The sequence below is a fragment of the Massilia sp. UYP34 genome, from assembly GCF_056279385.1.
Genome location: NZ_JBWBRF010000035.1, coordinates 1 through 13,767 on the forward strand (window position 1 = coordinate 1; position 13,767 = coordinate 13,767).

The 13,767-nt window shown below is 68.2% G+C and carries 14 protein-coding genes and 1 riboswitch; of the genes, 1 reads left to right on the forward strand and 13 read right to left on the reverse strand.

The window, feature by feature from the left end; all coding sequences use genetic code 11:
- On the forward strand, window positions 1-194 hold a 194-nt coding region (locus ACZ9AQ_RS23625), incomplete at its 5' end, for a hypothetical protein (RefSeq protein ID WP_429207167.1).
- On the opposite strand, the gene ACZ9AQ_RS23630 is transcribed toward ACZ9AQ_RS23625, so the two are convergent.
- The 13 genes from ACZ9AQ_RS23630 to cobT all read right to left on the reverse strand — a co-directional run bounded on the left by ACZ9AQ_RS23630 (window position 191) and on the right by cobT (window position 13,305).
- A complete protein-coding gene (locus tag ACZ9AQ_RS23630; RefSeq protein ID WP_429207169.1) occupies window positions 191-1,651 on the reverse strand; it encodes a cobyric acid synthase in 1,461 nt (486 codons plus the stop codon). The two genes, ACZ9AQ_RS23625 and ACZ9AQ_RS23630, sit on opposite strands and share 4 nt — an antisense overlap.
- Window positions 1,648-2,529 (reverse strand): cobalamin-binding protein, encoded by an 882-nt coding sequence (locus ACZ9AQ_RS23635; RefSeq protein ID WP_429207171.1) that lies wholly within the window; start codon window positions 2,527-2,529, stop codon window positions 1,648-1,650. Before ACZ9AQ_RS23635 ends, ACZ9AQ_RS23630 begins: the two co-directional genes overlap by 4 nt.
- Window positions 2,526-3,506 carry a threonine-phosphate decarboxylase CobD gene (cobD, locus tag ACZ9AQ_RS23640; protein WP_429207172.1) on the reverse strand — a complete coding sequence of 327 codons (981 nt, stop codon included), beginning with the start codon at window positions 3,504-3,506 and terminating at the stop codon, window positions 2,526-2,528. Before cobD ends, ACZ9AQ_RS23635 begins: the two co-directional genes overlap by 4 nt.
- On the reverse strand, window positions 3,499-4,431 hold the full coding sequence (gene cbiB / locus ACZ9AQ_RS23645) for an adenosylcobinamide-phosphate synthase CbiB (RefSeq protein ID WP_429207174.1): 933 nt from the start codon (window positions 4,429-4,431) through the stop codon (window positions 3,499-3,501). Before cbiB ends, cobD begins: the two co-directional genes overlap by 8 nt.
- The gene (gene cobU, locus ACZ9AQ_RS23650; protein WP_429207176.1) at window positions 4,425-4,985 is read right to left on the reverse strand and encodes a bifunctional adenosylcobinamide kinase/adenosylcobinamide-phosphate guanylyltransferase; all 561 of its coding nucleotides are present in this window, start codon (window positions 4,983-4,985) and stop codon (window positions 4,425-4,427) included. Before cobU ends, cbiB begins: the two co-directional genes overlap by 7 nt.
- Window positions 4,982-6,286: a cobyrinate a,c-diamide synthase gene (locus ACZ9AQ_RS23655; RefSeq protein WP_429207178.1), complete on the reverse strand. Its 1,305-nt coding sequence runs from the start codon at window positions 6,284-6,286 to the stop codon at window positions 4,982-4,984. Before ACZ9AQ_RS23655 ends, cobU begins: the two co-directional genes overlap by 4 nt.
- Window positions 6,280-6,906: a cob(I)yrinic acid a,c-diamide adenosyltransferase gene (gene cobO / locus ACZ9AQ_RS23660; RefSeq protein WP_429207180.1), complete on the reverse strand. Its 627-nt coding sequence runs from the start codon at window positions 6,904-6,906 to the stop codon at window positions 6,280-6,282. The genes ACZ9AQ_RS23655 and cobO overlap by 7 nt, the downstream gene beginning before the upstream one ends.
- Window positions 6,903-7,682 (reverse strand): ABC transporter ATP-binding protein, encoded by a 780-nt coding sequence (locus ACZ9AQ_RS23665; protein WP_429207182.1) that lies wholly within the window; start codon window positions 7,680-7,682, stop codon window positions 6,903-6,905. Before ACZ9AQ_RS23665 ends, cobO begins: the two co-directional genes overlap by 4 nt.
- A 7-nt stretch (window positions 7,683-7,689) precedes the next feature.
- Window positions 7,690-8,712: a FecCD family ABC transporter permease gene (locus ACZ9AQ_RS23670; protein ID WP_429207184.1), complete on the reverse strand. Its 1,023-nt coding sequence runs from the start codon at window positions 8,710-8,712 to the stop codon at window positions 7,690-7,692.
- A gap of 57 nt (window positions 8,713-8,769) precedes the next feature.
- The gene (locus ACZ9AQ_RS23675; protein ID WP_429207186.1) at window positions 8,770-10,647 is read right to left on the reverse strand and encodes a TonB-dependent receptor domain-containing protein; all 1,878 of its coding nucleotides are present in this window, start codon (window positions 10,645-10,647) and stop codon (window positions 8,770-8,772) included.
- A 65-nt stretch (window positions 10,648-10,712) separates the two neighbouring features.
- Window positions 10,713-10,945: riboswitch (cobalamin riboswitch) on the reverse strand.
- A gap of 7 nt (window positions 10,946-10,952) precedes the next feature.
- Window positions 10,953-11,495: a histidine phosphatase family protein gene (locus tag ACZ9AQ_RS23680; RefSeq protein ID WP_429207188.1), complete on the reverse strand. Its 543-nt coding sequence runs from the start codon at window positions 11,493-11,495 to the stop codon at window positions 10,953-10,955.
- The gene (locus ACZ9AQ_RS23685) at window positions 11,495-12,277 is read right to left on the reverse strand and encodes an adenosylcobinamide-GDP ribazoletransferase (protein ID WP_429207190.1); all 783 of its coding nucleotides are present in this window, start codon (window positions 12,275-12,277) and stop codon (window positions 11,495-11,497) included. Before ACZ9AQ_RS23685 ends, ACZ9AQ_RS23680 begins: the two co-directional genes overlap by 1 nt.
- The gene (cobT, locus tag ACZ9AQ_RS23690; protein ID WP_429207192.1) at window positions 12,274-13,305 is read right to left on the reverse strand and encodes a nicotinate-nucleotide--dimethylbenzimidazole phosphoribosyltransferase; all 1,032 of its coding nucleotides are present in this window, start codon (window positions 13,303-13,305) and stop codon (window positions 12,274-12,276) included. Before cobT ends, ACZ9AQ_RS23685 begins: the two co-directional genes overlap by 4 nt.
- Window positions 13,306-13,767 lie beyond the last annotated feature (462 nt).

A 13,767-nucleotide genomic window follows, 5' to 3' on the forward strand; every position in this document is an offset into this window, starting at 1 on the left:
ATGATAGTGCTGCAACCAGTGTGAAAGTAGGTTATCGTCAGGCTAGTTATATAGAAAAACCCCACCAGGTGATCCTGGTGGGGTTTTTTGCTTTCGGCGCCGATATTCTTCGATGGCGATCTGCCTGCACATCTGATTCTCCAACGGTGATCGAACGCGTCGGCGGCAAAGCCGCCAACGCTGCGCTGTTTTAGTTCCCTAGTGTTATCAGGTTGTCCAGCAGGCCTTCCACCGAATCCGCGATCCGGTCGAGACTTGCTTCGCGCAACTGCGCCGTGTCGACCACATGATCGCTGCGCGAACCCGCCCACTGGAGCAGCGCGCTGCAGGCTTCCGGATGATCGAACAACCCGTGCAGGTAGGTCCCCAGGATCTGGCCATCCGCCGATACCGCGCCCTCGCCACGACCGTCGATCGAAAACGCGGGTGTATGCATGGCCGCCCCATGCGATACGCCCATATGGATCTCGTATCCGCTGACCCGGCGCCTGGCGTCATCCACACCGAAGGCACACACGCCCTCGACCCGGGTCAGCCGTTTCTCGCGCGTCAGCTCGGTCTCGACCTCCAGCAGGCCCAGTCCTGCCGATACGCCAGGCGCGCCCTCGACCCCATGTGGATCGTTCACCGACCGGCCCAGCATCTGGAACCCGCCACACACGCCGATCACCTTGCCCCCATAGCGCAGGTGGCGCGCAATCCGTTCAGGCCATCCATTCGCCTCCAGCCAGGCCAGGTCGCCACGCGTATTCTTGCTTCCCGGGAGAACGATCAGATCGGCGCCCGGAATCGCCTCTCCCTGCCGCACGAAGCGCAGGTCGACGTCCGGATGCGCGCGCAGCGCATCGAAATCGGTGTGATTGCTCATGCGCGGCAGGCTGGGCACGACGACCCGAAACGCGCCCTTGTCGGCCTGCGCCGCCTGCACCGCATCCTCGGCATCAAGGAACAGCCCGTGCAGATAGGGCAGTACCGCCAGCACCGGTTTGCCGGTCTGTTGTTCGAGCCACTCGAGCCCCGGTTCGAGCAGCTTGATGTCGCCACGGAAGCGGTTGATGACGAAGCCGATGACGCGATCGCGTTCCGATTGCGACAGGCAGGACAGCGTGCCGACCAGGTGCGCGAACACGCCGCCGCGATCGATGTCGGCCACCAGGATCACCGGGCAGTCGACCGCCTCGGCAAAGCCCATGTTGGCGATGTCGCGATCGCGCAGATTGATCTCGGCCGGGCTGCCCGCGCCTTCGACGATCACCGTCTCATATTGCGCCAGCAGGCGCGCATGCGATGCGAGCACCGCGCCCATCGCCACCGGCTTGTACTGGTGATAGTCGCGCGCATTCATGTCGGCGCGCACCTGGCCGTGGATGATGATCTGGGCGCCGATGTCGCTCGACGGCTTGAGCAGCACCGGATTCATGTCGGTGTGCGGCTCGATGCCGGCGGCGATCGCCTGCAGCGCCTGCGCGCGGCCAATTTCGCCGCCATCGCGCGTGACGGCGCTGTTGAGCGCCATATTCTGCGGCTTGAATGGCGCGACCCGGATGCCGCGCCGCTTGAGCAGCCGGCACAGCGCCGCGACCACCGTGCTCTTGCCGGCGTCCGACGTCGTGCCCTGCACCATCAGCGTCCGGTAGGGAAAGCCGCTCATGTCGATCGACGCTGACGCGCCTGCTCGAGCACTTCGCACATCGCGGCCGTGCCCTGGACCATGCGCGGTCCCGCGCGATTGAGCAGGTTGCCATCCAGCGTGAACAGGTTATTGCTGCGCACCGCGGCCAGGGTGCCGTAGGCTTTCCACAGCTCGACGCCGCCATAGTTCTTCTCGGCGGTGGCGATGATCGCCTCCGGGTTGGCCTGCAACACGCTCTCGATCGAGACGACCGGCGCGGTAACGGTCAGCTTGGCGAAGATGTTCTCGCCGCCGCACAGCTTCATCGCATCGGTGAGAATGTGCTTTCCGCTCAGCGTATACAGCGGCTTGTCCCATACCTGGTAAAAGGTGCGCACCGGAGAACGGTTCGCATACTTCGCGCGCAGGCCGGCCAGCTGTTCGCGCAACTGCGTCGCGCTCGTCCTGGCCGCGGCGTCGGTGCCCAACAACTGGCCCAGGCGCTGCACGGCGTCGGGAATACCGTCCAGGGTTTGCGGGTCGCTCTGGAATACCGGGATGCCCAGTTGGCGCACCATCTCGATTTGCCGCTCCGAACTGTTATGGCGCCAGGCCACGATCAGGTCGGGCTTCAGCGAAACCAGGAGTTCCATGTCGATTTCGCGGTTCGAGCCGATGCGCGGTATGCGCTTGGCCGCTTCCGGATAATCGCTGTAGTTCACGGCGCCGACGATCTGGCTGCCGCCGCCCGCGGCGAACAGCAGCTCGGTGACGCTGGGCGCCATCGACACCACCCGCAGCGCCGGCTTGGCGACGGTGACCGTCAATCCCGCGTCATCCTTGACCGTGATCGCGGCCTGGGCGTGGGCCGCCAGGGCCGCCGCGGCCAGGCCGGCCAGCAGCATCGTTTTCTTCATTGCTTGCTCCATTCGTGAAGTACTCGTTCAAGACGCCGCCAGTCATCTTCGCCGGCGGGCAGGCCGACCCGGATGCCGCGCGCCGCATCGCGGAACAGCCGGCACCAGATGCCGCGCGCCGCCATGTGTTCATGAAAGGCTTCGGGCCGCGCCTCGGGCCACCAGCGAAACAGCGGCGTGCCGGTGCTGGCGATGCCGTGCCCCTGCAGCAGTCGCGTCATCCGTTCACCGGCCTGCGCCAGACGGGCTTGCGTATCCTGTTGCCAGTCCGTGTCGGCCAGCGCCTGCAGCGCGATCTCCTGCGCCGGACCGCTGACCGCCCAGGGCCCGAGCAGGTCGGCCAGATCCGCCAGCACGCGGTCGTGCGCCGCGACGAAGCCCAGGCGCAGTCCGGCCAGCCCGAAGAACTTGCCGATCGAGCGCAGCACGATCAATCCCGGCTGCGCCGCGTACTGCGCCACGCTCAGCGCGGGCATGGTATCGCCGAAGGCTTCGTCGACCACCAGCCAGCCGTCGCGCGCATGCAGCCGCGCCGCCCAGTCGAGCAGGCGTTCGGGCGCGATGGTCTCGCCGGTCGGGTTGTTCGGATTGACGACCACGACGACGTCGCTGTCGCCGACCGCGGCATCCAGCTTCGCATATGGCGCCAGCCGCCGTGTGTGGCCGTGCAGGTTCCAATGGTGCGCGTGTTCGGCGTACGAAGGGCTCGAGACCGTGACACGCGATGGCGCGCGCAAGCGCGGCAGGGCCTGGATCGCCGCCTGGGTCCCGGCCACCGGCAGCAGTTGCGGCGCGCGATAGAACGCGCACGCCGCCGCGAGCAGGGCCGGGTCGGACTCGGGCAGGCGGCGCCACGCCGCGCTCGACGGCGCCGGCGCCGGATAGCCATGCGGATTGATCCCGGTCGACAGATCGACCCAGTCGTCGCGGCCAAAGCGACGCGCGGCGTCGCGCAGGTTGCCGCCGTGTTCAAGCATATGACACTCCGGCCGCCAGCAGGCAGACCACGCCGGCCCACAGCCACGTCGTGCGCAGCACCAGCCGCCAGGCGCGCAGGATGTCGCCGGCGCAGGCGGCAGGCCCGAGGCCCAGCGGCGGACGCTGTTCCACTTCGCCATCGTAGACGGCGGCGCCGCCCAGCGACACGCCCAGGGCGCCGGCGCCGCTGGCCATCACCGGCCCGGCGTTCGGGCTGCTCCAGGCCGGGGCCTGGGCGCGCCAGCACCGCCAGGCGCGCGCGCGACCGCTGCCCGCCAGCAGCACGTACGACAGTGCGGTCAGGCGCGCGGGCAGGTAGTTCAATGCGTCGTCGATACGCGCCGCGCAGCGGCCGAACAGGTTGAAGCGCTCGCTGCGATAACCCCACATCGCATCGAGCGTGTTCGCCAGCCGGAACAGCACCGCGCCTGGTCCGCCCAGCAGGATGAACCAGAACAGCGTGCCGAACACGGCGTCGTTGCCGTTCTCGAGCAGCGATTCGGCGCTGGCCTTGGCCAGGTCGGATTCGTCGGCGTGCGCCGTGTCGCGGCTGACGATGCGCGCCGTGAGCGTGCGCGCCTGCGCCAGCTCGCCGGCGCACAGCGCCGCGTGAATCGGCAACGTATGGTCGCGCAGGCTGCGTAGGCCAACGCAGACATAGAGCAGCACCGCATGCAGCCATGCGCCGGCAAGGTCGGTCAGCGCCAGGCACAGCAGGCTCAATGGCAGGACGGCGAGCGCCCAGGCCAGGCTTCCACGCGCCAGGCGCGACTGCCCATGGTTGAGTCGCCGCTCGATGAAGCCGGCCAGCTTGCCGAAGCCGACCAATGGATGCCAGCGCCGCGTCTCGCCCAGCAGCAGGTCGAGCGCGACGCCGGCGACGAGCAGCAGCGCGATCGTGGACAGCGACAGGCCGGTCAGCACGGCGCTCCCTTCAATACCAGCGGCAGGCCGGCCGCCACCAGCACCGCGCGGTCGGCGCGCGCCGCCACCGCCTGGTTCAGGCGGCCGGCTTCATCGGCGAAGCTGCGCGAGATCGCGCCCCAGGGCACGATGCCCATGCCGACTTCGTTCGAAACGAAGATCACGTCGCCCGCAGGACCGGCGTCCAGCAGGGCCAGCAGCGCCGCGCGCTCCTGATGAAAGCGTGGCGGCAACTCGATCGCGCCGACCTCGGGATAGTCGCGCCCGTCGCAGAACATCAGGTTGCTGAGCCACAGCGTCAGGCAGTCGACCAGCACCAGGCGCTGCGGCGCGCACCAGTCGCGCAGCGTGGGCGCCAGCGCCAGTTCTTCTTCGACCGTGCGCCACTCGGGTGGGCGCCGCTCGCGGTGATGGGCGATGCGCGTGGCCATCTCGCCGTCGCCGGCGCACGAGGTGGCGACATAGACGACCTCCTTGCCCGATTCGCGCGCGATGCGCTCGGCCCAGGCGCTCTTGCCCGAGCGCGCGCCGCCGAAGACCAGGGTCACGCTCACGGCCGCGCTCCGAACAGGGCGGCCACCGCGCGCGGATTGGAAGGGAAGTAGCCGTGGAAGTAGGACGCGAACAGCGAGCCGACCCGGTAGGCGGCTTCGCCCTGGGCGCCGGTCCGCTGCTTCACGGTATGCGCTTGCGGCGCCACCTGCGAGTCGAGCACGGAATAATGGAAGGTATGGCCGCGGATCTCGCCCTGCGGCGTCGGCATCGCATGCATGCCCAGTCCCCCCAGGCGCTTCTGCATCCTGACTTCGCCGGCGAGCAGCCCGGCCATCTCGAAGCGGCGTCCCTCGCCATCGGTCAGGCCATCGGCGAGCGCCATCATGCCGCCGCACTCGGCGACGATCGGCACGCCACGCGCGTGCGCCGCGCGAATGGAGTCGCGCCAGCGCTGGGCGGCTTGCAGCTGCGCGCCGTGCAGCTCGGGATAGCCTCCCGGCAGGTAGACGGCATCGGCGTCTTCCGGCACCGCTTCGTCGGACAGCGGCGCGAAATACCTGATGCGCGCGCCCAGTTGCCCGAGCAGGTCGATATTCGCCGGGTAGACGAAGACGAAGGCCGGATCGCGCGCGATCGCGATCGTGCGTCCCGCCAGCAGCGGCTCTATTGGCGACAGGGCCGTGGCCGTGGCCGTGGATGCGGGCGTGATGACGGGCAGCGCATCCCACGCCGCCCCATCGACATCGATGTCGTCGGCCAGCGCATCCAGGATGCGGTCCAGCTCTTCGACCTCGCCCGGCAGCACCAGGCCCAGGTGGCGCTCGGGCAGCTGATCGTCCTGGCGCGCCAGGGTGCCGATCAGCGCGATGTCGCGCAGCGACTCCTTCACCATCGCCGCGTGGCCGCTGCTGGCGACGCGGTTGGCGATCACGCCGGCCATCTCGACGGGGCCATAGTCGCGCAGGCCCTGCGCCACCGCGCCGGCGGTCTGCGCCATCGCCGAGGCGTCCAGCACCGCCAGCACGGGGATGCCGAATTCGCGCGACAGGTCCGCCGCCGACGGTGAGCCGTCGTACAGGCCCATCACACCCTCGACCAGGATCGCATCCGCCTCGCGCGCGGCGTCGTGCAGGCGCTGGCGGCAGGCGTCGACGCCGACCATCCACAGGTCGAGATTGTGGACCGGCGCGCCGCTGGCGCGTTCGAGCAGCATCGGGTCGATGAAGTCGGGGCCGCACTTGAACACCCGCACGCGCTTGCCCATGCGCACGAGACGCCGCGCCAGCGCGGCAGTCACCGTCGTCTTGCCCTGGCCGGACGACATCGCCGCCACCAGGACGATACGGGCGCCGGTCACCATTCGGTCCCCGCCTGGGCCGCGATGCCCGCCTTGAACGCATGCTTGACCACGTTCATTTCGGTGACGGTATCGGCCACCGCGATCAGTTCCGGCGGCGCGGCGCGGCCGGTGATCACCACGTGCTGCATCACCGGACGATCGAGCAGGTCGGCGATCACGGTGTGCACGTCGAGGTATTTGTACTTTAGGGCGATATTCAGTTCGTCGAGCACCACCATCCCGATCGCGGGATCGGACAGGAACTGCCGGGCCAGCGCCCAGGCTTCCTCAGCCTTGGCGATGTCGCGCTCGCGGCTCTGCGTTTCCCAGGTATAGCCTTCGCCCATCGCATGGAAGCGCACCTCGTCGGGAAAGCGCCGCAGGAAGGTTTCTTCTCCGGTCGACATGGCGCCCTTGATGAACTGGATTACGCCCACCTGCATGCCGTGGCCGAGCGCGCGCGCCACCATCCCGAACGCGCTCGAGCTCTTGCCCTTGCCGTTGCCGGTGTTGACGATGACGATGCCGATTTCCTTGTCGGCCGCAGCGATTTTTGCATCGATGACCGCCTTCTTGCGCTCCATGCGGGCGCGGTGGCGTTCGTTCAGGGCAGCGGTCTGGTCTGGCGTCATGTCGGTCATGCGGAACCCTCCTTGGGGATGAAGATGCGGCGGCCTCCGTGTTCGATCATGTCGATCGGATGGCCGAGGTAGTCGCCCAGCAGCGCCGGGCGCATGATCTGGTCGGTGGGGCCGGCGGTCCAGCGGCCATCGCCCATGAGCAGCAGCACGTGGGTCGAGATGCGCGCAGCCAGGTTCAGGTCGTGGCCGATCATGACCACGGTCCGGTTCTGCTCGCGGCACAGGCGGGCCAGGAGCCCCATCACGCTCACCTGGTGCGCCAGGTCGAGCGCATTGGCCGGTTCGTCCAGCAGCAGCAGCGGCGTTTGCTGGGCCAGCAGGGCGGCGATCGCCACCCGCTGGCGCTCGCCGCCGGACAGGGTGCGCACGTCGCGCGCGGCCAGGTCGTCCACTTCCATCGAGGCCAGGGCCTGCAGGGCGGCCTGGTGGTCGTCGCTGCCCTCCCAGTAGCGGTCGGCGTGGTAAGGGTGGCGCGCCGACAGCACACTCTCCAGCACCGTGTAGGCAAAAGCGTCGTGGCGCGACTGGGCCAGGAAGGCGCGCTCGCGCGCCAGCTCGGTCAGCGGCCAGTCTCTCAGCGCCCGGCCGTTCACCTGGACCGATCCGGCGTTGGGCGGCTGCAGGCCGGCCAGGGTGCGCAGCAAGGTGCTTTTTCCGGCGCCGTTGCGGCCGATGACGCTCCAGCATTCGCCGGCGCGGGCGGTCCAGTCGAGGCCCCGCACCAGGGTGCGCTCGCCGACGGACAGCAGCAGGTCGAGGGTGGAGATTGTGCTCATTTCGTGCTCATTTGCGCAGGCGGTGCAACTGGTAGAGGAAGACCGGTGCGCCGATCATCGCCGTGATGGCGCCGGCCGGCAGTTGCTGCGGCGCGACGATGGTGCGCGCCAGCGTATCGCACAGCACCAGGAAGGCGCCGCCGGCCAGCACGACGGCCGGGATCAAGACCCGGTGGTCGGGCCCGAAGGCGAAGCGGCAGGCGTGCGGCACGATCAGGCCGACGAAGCCGATCGAGCCGGCGCTGGTGACCGCGCTGGCGGTGAGCAGGGCCGAGACGAAGAACAGGCCCTTGCGCAGCGCGCCCACGCGCACGCCCAGCGTCACCGCATTCTCGGCATGCAGCGCGACCATGTTCATGGCGCGCGCATTGCGCATGGCATACAGGAGGCAGCCCGCCAGCACCAGCCAGGGCGCCAGGCGCAGCGGTGCGCCAGCCAGGTCGCCGATCAGCCAGAAGATCATGCTGCGCAGGCGCCCCTCGGGCGCGATCGACAGCATCAGGGTCACGATCGAGCCGCACAGGGCCGAGATGATCACGCCGGTCAGGAGCAGCATCGAGGCGCCGGAGTCAAGCGCCTGGTCGCCGCGCAAGCCGCGCCGGGCCAGCAGGTAGAGCAGCATGGCCACGCCGATGGCCCCCACCAGCGCGGCGGCGTCGACCATCAGCGTGGAGGCCATCAGGAGCAGCGCCAGCAGGGCGCCCACCGAGGCGCCCGACGACACGCCCAGCACGTACGGATCGGCCAGGGGGTTCCTCAGCAGCGCCTGCATCATGAGGCCGGCCAGGGCCAGCGCGCCGCCGGTCGCGAACGCCACCAGCGCGCGGCTGGCGCGCAGCTCGAGCAGGGAAGCGGAGAGCGAATCGGGATGGCCGCTGGCGAGCTGGCGCAGCGCGCCGGGAATCTCGTCCAGCGGCACCCGGATCGAACCGGTCATGCCCGCGAACAGCAGGGTGGCAATGGAAAACGCCAGCATGGCGCCGACGATGAGCGTGGCGCGCTGGCGTAGCGGCGGGACGGATGCTTGCATGCTGGCCTGTCGGTGTCGGACACCCGCGGCCTGGTTGCCGCGGGCAGGGGTTATAGCTTAACGGATGCCGTAGCGCAGGGCCGCGAACCAGGTGCGGCCGCTGGTGCCGTAGTTGCGCGCGATCTCGTACTGCTTGTCGGCGACGTTGTCCAGGCGCATCAGCAGCGACCAGTCGGGCGTGAATTGCCAGGTCGTGTGCAGGTTCAGCAAACCGTAGCCGCCAAGGCGACGGTTGTTGGCGGCGTCGTCGAAACGCTCGCCCGACACCGTCAGTTCAAGGCCGGTCTTGAGCGTGCCCATCGTGTAGTCGGCGCCGAAGCTGGCGTGCTTCTTCGCACGGCGCGCCAGTTGCTTGCCGGTGGTCTCGTCGCGCGGATCCTGCCAGTCGAGGCTGGCGCGCAGGTCGACGCCCATCAGGCGGGTGCTGCCTGCCAGCGAGAAGCCTTCGAGCAGCCCTTCGTTGACGTTGTAGGCGCAGCTGCGGTTGACGCCGTCCGGGCACGGGGTGCTCGACACGATCATGTCGGTCAGGCGGTTGTGGAAGTAGGTCGCATCCAGCCGGTAGCCGTTGCCGTCGTAGCGCAGGCCCACTTCGCGGTTGCGGCCTTTCTCGGGCTTGTTGGTTTCCAGGCCGTAGCCGGGGAAGTACAGCTCGTTGAAGGTCGGGGCGCGAAAGCTCGTGCCGACGCTGGCGGTGGCGCGAAGGCCGTTGCCGAAGTCATAGCCATAGCCGGCGGCGCCGGTGTTCTTGCTGCCGTAGACCGAGCGGTCGTGGCGCGCACTGACGTCGGCCAGGTGAGGGCCGCGCCTGGCCGAGTAGGCGGCCGCATACGAATTGGTGATGCGCGACCGGCGCATCGAGTCGACTTCTTCCTTGCGGTGCGTGTACAGCAGTTGCAGGGTGTCCTGGCCGATGGCGATGTCGTTCTGCCAGCTCAATTCGTCCTGCCGGGTGTCGATCCGGCTGGCGCCGGACGGCGTCGCATTGGTGAAGTTGCCCGACTTGTCTTCCGAGCGCGCGTACTGCACCGTGCTGTGCCAGTTTGGCAGGATCTGGTTGCGCATGAAGACCGCGGCGGTATTCAGGTCGTTGTCGCTGTGGACGTCGTAGCTGGCGGCGCCGCTGTCGTACTGGCTGTACAGGCGGCTGGCCAGGAACTGGGCCCCGATCTCGTGGCCCGGCGCGAGCGCCATCGTCACGCGACCGTTGGCGTTGCGGCGACGGTAGCCGTCTTCGTCCGGGTTGTAGCCAAAGGCGCCCGGGCGGGTCGACGAGAAACCGTCCGAGTCCTCGTAGCCGGCGCCGAACGCGTAGCTGACGGCGTTCGGGCCGCCGCTGCTGCCGTAGATGCCGGCATCCAGCTGGCGGGTGGCGTTGCTGCCCACGCCGACCGAGCCCGTGACCACCGGCGCGCCCTCGCCCTTGCGGGTGAAGATCTGGATCACGCCGCCGATGGCGTCGGCGCCGTACAGGGTGCTGAGCGGGCCGTAGACGATCTCGATGCGGTCGATGGCGCCCAGCGGGATTGCGTTCCAGCTGGCGGTGCCGGTGGTCGCCGAACCGAAGCGCACGCCGTCGATCAGGACCACGGACTGGTTGGCGTTGGCGCCGCGGATGAAGACGCTGGTGGCGGCGCCGGCCGCGCCGTTGCGCGAGATTTCGATGCCGCGCTGGCGGCGCAGGATGTCGGCCACCGAACCGGCGCCGGAGCGCGCGATTTCTTCGGCGCCGATGACGGTGGTGTCGGCGATGACGTCGGCGGCGCGCTGCGCGGTGCGGGTCGCGGTGACGACCACGGTGTCGGCGGTGGGCGTGGCGTCAGGCGCAGGAGCAGGCGAAGGAGCCGGTAAAGGAGCGTCGGCGACGGCGGCGGACGAGATGACGGCGAGGGCAAGCGAGACCGCGGCGGCTTGCCGGGTTACTGGAAAATTCATGAATTGTTTCTTATCAAGGGCAACCAGCCGACGTCCCCGTAGGCCAGATTGAACGGCATCGCGCGAGGCGACGCCACCTTTTGGCCGGTATCCGGGCTGACAAGTATGGCCGTCCGACCTTCCCATGCTCGCGCACAGTGGTATGAGGGGGCGGTTTGCCGCATGGCTCGGGGAGAGCATGCGGCACTTGCTTACCGTTGCGGGGGCAGCACACGTTGGCCCTTGAAAGGAGCTTCGTGTTTCCCGTTTAACTGCGACTGCGAACGCAGGCGCGAGCACCAAAACGCGCCCATTATAAGGCGTCGTCAGGTTTCCAGCATCATCACTTCGCCATAGTCGATCCGGTGTGGCGCCTGGGCCGCACGTAGCGCGGCATCGAGTAGCGTGCCGCCGAGGTACAGGGAATGCAGGAGGCGCATGGTGCCGGCGTGGCAGACGATCAGGGCCTGTGGGTGTTCAGCGCGCCGGATATCGGCATCGAAGGCCGCCACGCGCGCGGCCACGTCCATCACGCTTTCGCCACCGCCGGGGCGGTAATGCAGCAGGTCGGCGCTCCAGGCGTCGATCTCGGCGCGGGGGATGTCGTCCCAGCTGCGCATTTCCCAGGCGCCGAAGTCGATCTCGGCCAGGCGGGCGTCGAATACCGGCGCCGGCGAAAGCCGCTGCGCCAGGACCGCGCTGCGGATCAGCGGGCTGGCGTAGACCGGCATCGCGCCGGGCAGTCCCTGGCCCGCCAGTGCGGCCAGCACCCGTTCGACGTCGGCCTGGTTCGCCGCCAGGTCGCTGCGACCGTAGCAGTGCCCGGCCGGCACCTCGGGCCGTGGGTGGCGCACCAGGTAGAGGCGCATCAGCCCAGCGCGCCGCGGCCGAGCGTGGCCAGCACCGCGAGATAGATCGCCACCTCTGCCAGCTGCTGCACGGCGCCGAGGCAGTCGCCGGTATAGCCGCCCAGCCGGCGCGTGAGCTTGCGGGCCAGCCAGCAGGTGACCACCATGGCAGCGACCACGGCGGCGGCGATCGCGGCCAGGTCGAGCAGGCCGAAGGCCAGCAAGCCAAGCGCGGGCAGCAGTGCGGTGACGGCGGCGATGCCGAACTCCCGATCGCTCATGCGCACCGCCAGCGGCTTGGCCTTGCCCTCGGCGCGGGCGTACTCCATCTGCCAGATCAGGGAGGTGGCGGCCAGACGTGAGAGGGGATGAGCCAGCAGCAGGGCGCCGATGGCGCTGGCTGGCGGCAGGCTGGCAAGCAGGGCCAGCTTCGCACCGAGCATGCACACGATGCCGATCGCGCCATAGGCGCCGACGCGCGAATCCTTCATTATCTCGAGCGCGCGTTCCTTCGTCATGCCGCCGCCCAGGCCATCGCAGGTGTCGGCGAAGCCGTCTTCATGGAAGGCGCCGGTGAGGTAGATGGTGGCCGCGGTGGACAGCACGGCCGCCACCGGCGCGGGCAGCCAGTGCGCGGCCACCAGGTAGACGAGCGCGCCGATGCCGCCGACCACGACGCCCACCAGCGGGAAGTAGCGCGACGCGTGGTTCAGCCAGCCTGGTTCGAAACCGACCCAGCGCGGAATCGGCAGCCGCGTGAAGAACTGCAGCGCAATGAAGAACAGGCGCAGCTGGTGCGTCATGCCGAGCGTTCGCTGACCTGCGCCGAGGCGAAGGTGGTCATCTCGTTGAGGAAGTTGGCGGCGGCGTGCAGCAGGGGCAGGGCGAGCGCGCTGCCGGTGCCTTCGCCCAGGCGCAGGCCAAGGTCGAGCAGCGGACGGGCGCCGAGCTCCTCGAGCAGCAGGGCGTGGCCATGCTCGCCCGAGCAGTGCGAGAACACGCAGTAATCGAGGATGTTCGGCTGCAGGCGCGCGGCCACCAGCAGCGCGCTGGTGACGATGAAGCCATCGATCAGCAGCACCTTGCGCAGTTCGGCCGCCTTGAGCATGGCGCCGGCCATCATCGCGATCTCGAAGCCCCCGAAAGTGGCCAGCACCTCGAGCGGCTGCACGGCGTGCGCGTGACGGGCCACGCTGGCCGCGACGACGTCGGCCTTGTGGCGGACTCCCTGTGGCGTGAGGCCGGTGCCGGCGCCGACGCAGCGCGCGAGCGGCTGGCCGGTCAGCTTGTGCATCAGGGCCGCGGCGGACGTCGTGTTACCGATGCCCATCTCGCCGAAGCCGATCACGGTGCCGGGCAGGTCGCGCGCCAGGGCCATGCCGTGTTCGAGCACGGTCGCGCATTCCTGCGCCGTCATGGCCGGTTCGAGCGCGAAGTTGCGGGTGCCGTTGGCAACCTTGCGGTGCACGAGTCCCGCGCGTTCGCCGAAATCGTGGTTCACGCCGGCGTCGACCACGTGCAGCGCGCAGCCGTTCTGGCGCGCGAACACATTGATGGCGGCGCCGTTGCCCAGGAAGTTCTCGACCATCTGCCAGGTGACGTCTTGCGGGAAGGCGGAGATGCCTTCGGCCACGACGCCGTGGTCGGCGGCGAACACCAGGATCGCCGGCCGGTCGATGCTGACCCTGGTCGAGCGCTGGATCATGCCCAGCTGGGCGGCGAGCGATTCCAGTCGTCCGAGGCTGCCGAGCGGCTTCGTCTTGTTGTTGATGGCGTCCGCCAGGGACTGGGCGAGGGCGGCGTCGGCGGTCGGGACGATCGTGGGAATCATATGGACGTATATAAAAGGGTAGGTCGCAGAATGCGGCGGCTACGATATCACAGTCGTAAACCTTGCAAGACGGCCTTCGGCTTGCTATAGTCTCGCTCCTCGACGCAGACGCCGCCTCACGGTAGCGAAAGCGAAGAGAAAAAAGAGGTTGACGAACGATGAGAAACACTTCATACTCTCGCCTCTCTGCTGCTGACGAACACAACGCTTCGAAGCAAACTGCAGATGCAGTACCGAATAAAGTTCTTTAAAAATTAACAGTCGATAAGTGTGGGCGTTTGATGAAGGTGCCAGGAACTTCGGTTCTTGCATACTTAAATTATCAAATGTTCACAAAAAAGAAATACGTTGCTTCAGCAATGAAGTAACGGTCAGTATTTTGAGTGAGCGACTCGGCTAGCAATAGCCGATGACTCGAAAGAGTCAACAAACAGAGATTGAACTGAAGAGTTTGATCCTGGC

Coding starts and splice junctions, on each gene's coding strand:
- ACZ9AQ_RS23675 (WP_429207186.1), bottom strand. CDS start 10,647: ATGAATTTTCCAGTAACCCGGCAAGCCGCCGCGGTCTCGCTTGCCCTC.
- ACZ9AQ_RS23655 (WP_429207178.1), bottom strand. CDS start 6,286: ATGGTGACCGGCGCCCGTATCGTCCTGGTGGCGGCGATGTCGTCCGGC.
- ACZ9AQ_RS23630 (WP_429207169.1), bottom strand. CDS start 1,651: ATGAGCGGCTTTCCCTACCGGACGCTGATGGTGCAGGGCACGACGTCG.
- ACZ9AQ_RS23685 (WP_429207190.1), bottom strand. CDS start 12,277: ATGACGCACCAGCTGCGCCTGTTCTTCATTGCGCTGCAGTTCTTCACG.
- ACZ9AQ_RS23635 (WP_429207171.1), bottom strand. CDS start 2,529: ATGAAGAAAACGATGCTGCTGGCCGGCCTGGCCGCGGCGGCCCTGGCG.
- ACZ9AQ_RS23670 (WP_429207184.1), bottom strand. CDS start 8,712: ATGCAAGCATCCGTCCCGCCGCTACGCCAGCGCGCCACGCTCATCGTC.
- cobT (WP_429207192.1), bottom strand. CDS start 13,305: ATGATTCCCACGATCGTCCCGACCGCCGACGCCGCCCTCGCCCAGTCC.
- ACZ9AQ_RS23665 (WP_429207182.1), bottom strand. CDS start 7,682: ATGAGCACAATCTCCACCCTCGACCTGCTGCTGTCCGTCGGCGAGCGC.
- cobO (WP_429207180.1), bottom strand. CDS start 6,906: ATGACCGACATGACGCCAGACCAGACCGCTGCCCTGAACGAACGCCAC.
- ACZ9AQ_RS23680 (WP_429207188.1), bottom strand. CDS start 11,495: ATGCGCCTCTACCTGGTGCGCCACCCACGGCCCGAGGTGCCGGCCGGG.
- cobD (WP_429207172.1), bottom strand. CDS start 3,506: ATGCTTGAACACGGCGGCAACCTGCGCGACGCCGCGCGTCGCTTTGGC.